Annotated in this window: 6 protein-coding genes and 1 pseudogene; 3 read left to right on the top strand and 4 right to left on the bottom strand. The window is 64.5% G+C overall.

Going from position 1 to position 3928, the window contains the following annotated elements; translation table 11 throughout:
• A partial coding sequence (locus tag ACLP25_RS08325; protein ID WP_442468741.1) for a metallophosphoesterase occupies positions 1-847 on the top strand: 847 nt, incomplete at its 5' end.
• Here ACLP25_RS08325 and ACLP25_RS08320 read toward each other — a convergent pair.
• Genes ACLP25_RS08320 through ACLP25_RS08310 form a run of 3 tightly spaced genes read right to left on the bottom strand, consistent with a single transcriptional unit; the run spans position 841 to position 2291 of the window.
• Complete coding sequence (locus ACLP25_RS08320; protein ID WP_442468740.1) at positions 841-1356, bottom strand: CDP-archaeol synthase; 516 nt, start codon at positions 1354-1356, stop codon at positions 841-843. The two genes, ACLP25_RS08325 and ACLP25_RS08320, sit on opposite strands and share 7 nt — an antisense overlap.
• A 46-nt stretch (positions 1357-1402) precedes the next feature.
• The gene (locus ACLP25_RS08315; protein ID WP_442468739.1) at positions 1403-1855 is read right to left on the bottom strand and encodes a hypothetical protein; all 453 of its coding nucleotides are present in this window, start codon (positions 1853-1855) and stop codon (positions 1403-1405) included.
• Positions 1761-2291, bottom strand: coding sequence for an ATP-dependent DNA ligase (locus ACLP25_RS08310; RefSeq protein ID WP_442468742.1), 531 nt, complete (start codon positions 2289-2291; stop codon positions 1761-1763). The genes ACLP25_RS08315 and ACLP25_RS08310 overlap by 95 nt, the downstream gene beginning before the upstream one ends.
• A gap of 183 nt (positions 2292-2474) precedes the next feature.
• Here ACLP25_RS08310 and ACLP25_RS08305 point away from each other — a divergent pair, with 183 nt between their 5' ends.
• Positions 2475-2852 (top strand): hypothetical protein, encoded by a 378-nt coding sequence (locus ACLP25_RS08305; protein WP_442468738.1) that lies wholly within the window; start codon positions 2475-2477, stop codon positions 2850-2852.
• A gap of 194 nt (positions 2853-3046) precedes the next feature.
• Positions 3047-3637, top strand: a pseudogene (locus ACLP25_RS08300) (phosphatase domain-containing putative toxin); the annotation flags it as partial.
• Between the two features lie 94 nt (positions 3638-3731).
• Here the strand turns inward: ACLP25_RS08300 and ACLP25_RS08295 are convergent.
• Positions 3732-3928 (bottom strand): rhodanese-like domain-containing protein (locus ACLP25_RS08295; RefSeq protein WP_442468737.1); only part of this gene is annotated, 197 nt, incomplete at its 5' end.

The following is a 3928-nucleotide window of genomic DNA, read 5'->3' as shown; positions in this document are numbered from 1 at the left end:
CCAGGGGATCAGCTTCCTGCATATCGAGAACATGCCTGTGATGCAGGCGATCATCGAGCTGGCGCTTCGCGTTACGGGAACCTATCGGCTCGGCCTAGCCAACGCAGGCAAGGTACAGGTTCGCCATAACGTCGTGCGCCTCGCAAATCTGCCCAGCGCTTTCGACGGCTTCACCCTTCTACATCTGAGCGATCTGCATGCAGACATGAGCGGCCCCGCAATGCGGCGCGCCGCTGAACTCGCGCCTGGCCTCGATTATGATCTCTGCGTTCTGACCGGCGACTATCGCGGGCGCACCCACGGCGATTGCAGACCCTGTCTCGAAGCCGTCGCGCGCCTGCGCTCGGCACTTCGTGGGGAAGTCTATGCTGTGCTCGGCAATCACGATTCGATCACGATGGTCCCCGACCTGGAGGCGCTCGGCATCCGGGTTCTTCTCAACGAATGCGCCGTTATCGAGCGCAGGGGAGCCTCGATCTATCTTGCGGGGGTCGACGACGCGCATTTCTTTCGAGTCGACGACATTGAAAAAGCGGCAGCGGAGATTCCCCAAGGTTGTGTTTCTGTCCTGCTCTCGCACACCCCGGAAATCTACCGTCGGGCAGCGGAGTCCGGTTTCGATCTGATGCTGAGCGGACACACCCACGGCGGGCAAATCTGCCTGCCCGGTGGGATTCCCATCCTGCTCGAAGCCGATCTGCCGCGCGCTTTTGGCGCCGGCGCATGGCGGCATGGGAAAATGGCGGGCTATACTTCGGTGGGGACAGGGTCCTCGGTCGTTCCAGCGCGCTTCAACAATCGGCCGGAGATGACACTGCACCGCCTGGTGTGTGGCGAGCATCAGTAGGGCCGGTCCCTCACGCCGATGGCAAAAAAGATCTGCGACGCCGCCAGCCCCCCGACGGAAAAGATCAGTACAACCGCGAAGACGTCGATAGGGCTGAGCGGAAGATAGGACGCGCAGGCGAGCGCAGGAAACAGCGATTCGGGAATCTGATCGAGACCCAGCGTCATGCTGCTTGGTTCGAGCCCGAACCGCCGTTTGAAGAAGGAAGAGAGGCCGTCGCCGGCCATGGCGGACACCGCAGCGAGCACGCCTAGCCGCCACGGCAACCCGATCAGGAGCGCAACGAAAGTTGCCAGGACAACAGCCGAGGCGATGCCGCGCCAGGTTTTGGACCGACCGAGGAGAGGATGGCCATCGCGCAACACGATCCCCCCATCGATCGGACGGGCAGGGCGCGCTCTCAGCGCCCACGCGACCAGGACCGGAGCCCCGTTGGCTGCGCTGATCAGAGTAAGGCCTTGAATGATCCGTAGCGGATGAGCGGACATCGCCTGAGATATAAAGACCATTACGAAGCTCCGCGACGGCGACCGCGTAAGTATCTGCTCGGATTTGCTATTCCCGGCGGATCGCTTCCCTCCGGACCTCTCGCGCAGGCTTGTCGGATCGGAGGCCAACATAAACCGTGTGGCGCAGCAGCCCGTCCTCGGTCCAGGTCAGATAGGTGATCTTGGCAACGCGCTTCGGCTCGACCCAATGCACGCGAAACAGCAACAGTGGCGATCCGAAGCGGGTCTTGCGCGGCGGCGGCGCGCTGAGCGGCGAACTCGTCCGCGCCGGAGGGTCCAGCCGGCGGCGCAGGTCGGCCAGTGTCTTGTCCGGCATGCCGGCGCCGACGCGGCCCGCGTAGATGAGCTTGCCATCGTCGGTGTAGTAGCCGAGCAGGAGGGCACCGAGATGGGGCCTCGAGCCCTCAGGATCGGTCCAGCCGACGACAACGAATTCCCCGGCGGTTGAGGCATTTGGCCTTGCGCCACAGGCCCCGGTTCCCGGGCGCGTAGGGCGCATCGATCGTCTTGGACACGACGCCTTCGAAACCAGGCCGGCAGGCATGCCTGCGGATGAGTTCTCCGTCGCCTGTTTCGTGGTCGTTGAACTGAACGCCGGAAATGTCGGAGACCAGCGGTTTCAGCAGCGCCTTCCGCTCGATGAGCGGCTGACTGGCGCTGTCCCGTCCGTCGAGGTGCAAGAGTTCGAAGGCGAAGTAGACGGACCGCACCCCGCGCTGTCCGTCGGTGGCCGCCTGAGTCAGCGAGAAGCTCGGCAATCCATCGTCGCCAACGCCGCAGAGTTCGCCGTCGAGGTAGGGGCTCTCAACCGTCACCTGTGCGAGAGCTGCAGAGACGCTCGGATATTTCTCGCTCCAGTCGAGCCCGGTCCGCGTCAGCAGTTGCACTCGCCCGCGGTCGATGCGCGCGGACATGCGAAAGCCGTCGAGCTTGATCTCATGAGGTCATTGCGGCCCTGAGGGGGCAGTCTCGACGGGCTGGCGAAGCTGGGGTGGAATCCAACGCGGAAGCGCCGACGGCACCTCCTTGCGCAGACCAGCGGTTTTGATGGCCTCATTGGCCAAACGCCTTGTAACACGCGACATGACCGCCCATCCAAAACAGGGAGCTCGATCGCCGTGCACGTGCCTGCGACCGCCAAGGCCGACTTCGTCGGCTCAGCGCCGACCCAGGTCGCAACCGGCGCACTCTCGGTCTCACTTGGAACGCTCGTCGCCGACCGACCGCGCGCGTGCGTCTTCCGGGTGACGCTGCCGGCGGACAAGATCGACGAGACGCTGCTCTTTGGCGTCACCGCGCGCGGGAACGCGCCCGACGGGACCGCCCTCGAGCCGCGTCCGTCCGAGGTCGCGTTCACGCTCGTCGAAGGCGCACGGAATAACCGCCAACCTCGCGACGAGAAAGCGTCGATGGCGGTTGCGGCCTCCTGGCACGTCGAGATCGTTCGGGCGTCCGCCCAGTTGAACCGCGCCGGCGAAAGGCGACAGGCGCGCTGATATCTCGAGCGCGAGCTTCACCACTTTGAACGCTATTGCTCACGACTGCCGGAAGGGCTGCCGCTCCTCAAGGAGATCACGGCGCTGAAGCAGAACATCGACCGCTCGTGGAACGAGCGGACCCGAAAGGAAATGGAGTTTGCCGCCTACGCCGCCCAGTCGAACCGCGCTGACTATCGCGCGCCGAGACAATCGTGGCTGAACCGGCTCGACGACGAAAGCTGAGCAACCGCAACGACGTCGGCCTGACAACGATTGGAGGACTTCAACAAACAGTGATCAAGACGAGCGAAACCGATCCGATCCGCATTGCCGAAGTCGACGTCGGAGCGAATTGGGGAAAGATTGGCGTGACCTTCGCGCCAGATAAGAACGATGGAAAATCGTTCGGCGGCTCCTGGGCGGGAGACCTCGACAAGGATCTCGACGCGATCGCCGCCTGGGACGCGACAGTCGTCGTGACGCTGCTCGAACCGCGAGAGTTGCGTCAACTCTCGATCACGAGGGTCGGCGCGGGAGTCGGGCGCCGCGGGATAGAGTGGGTGCATATGCCGATCCCTGACGTCAGCACGCCGGCGCCCGAGTTCGAAGGGAAATGGCCGGAGGTGAGCCGCGACCTGAGAGCGCGGCTCGATGTGGGCGAGAACGTCCTCGTTCACTGTCGCGGCGGCCTCGGACGGGCAGGGATGATCGCGGCGCGATTGCTGGTCGAGACAGGCGTCGATCCGGACGATGCGATGAAACATGTGCGCGCGGTCCGACTGGGAGCGATCGAGACCGGCGCAAAGGAACAATGGGTGCGGACGGGCCCGTCGTCGGGTGTTACCGACCGCTCGCGCGACACGATTTGCCAGAGAGGTACCAGGTCGGCCGCGGCTTTCAGACCATCACGTCGCCGCCATGCACGCGCCACCCGTTCATGCCGCCCGGATAGTGTTTCAGGTCGGCGCGCCCGGCCGCCTGGGCGGCGCCGAGGGCCTTGCGCGAGCGTCCGCCTGCTTGGCACAGGATGACGACGGGCTTGTCCTGTCCGCTCGGAAGATCGTTGGGATCGAACCTCGACAGCGGCAGGTTGA

It is taken from the genome of Roseiarcus sp. (assembly GCF_052145395.1).
In the GTDB taxonomy this organism is placed as follows: Bacteria; Pseudomonadota; Alphaproteobacteria; order Rhizobiales; family Beijerinckiaceae; genus Roseiarcus.
Note: the sequence above shows the minus strand (reverse complement) of the source record. Positions and strands in the feature narration are given on the sequence as shown.

What these genes read in the sequence shown, in the direction of transcription:
- ACLP25_RS08315 (WP_442468739.1), bottom strand. Translation starts at nt 1,855, where the DNA reads ATGCGCCCTACGCGCCCGGGAACCGGGGCCTGTGGCGCAAGGCCAAAT.
- ACLP25_RS08320 (WP_442468740.1), bottom strand. Translation starts at nt 1,356, where the DNA reads ATGGTCTTTATATCTCAGGCGATGTCCGCTCATCCGCTACGGATCATT.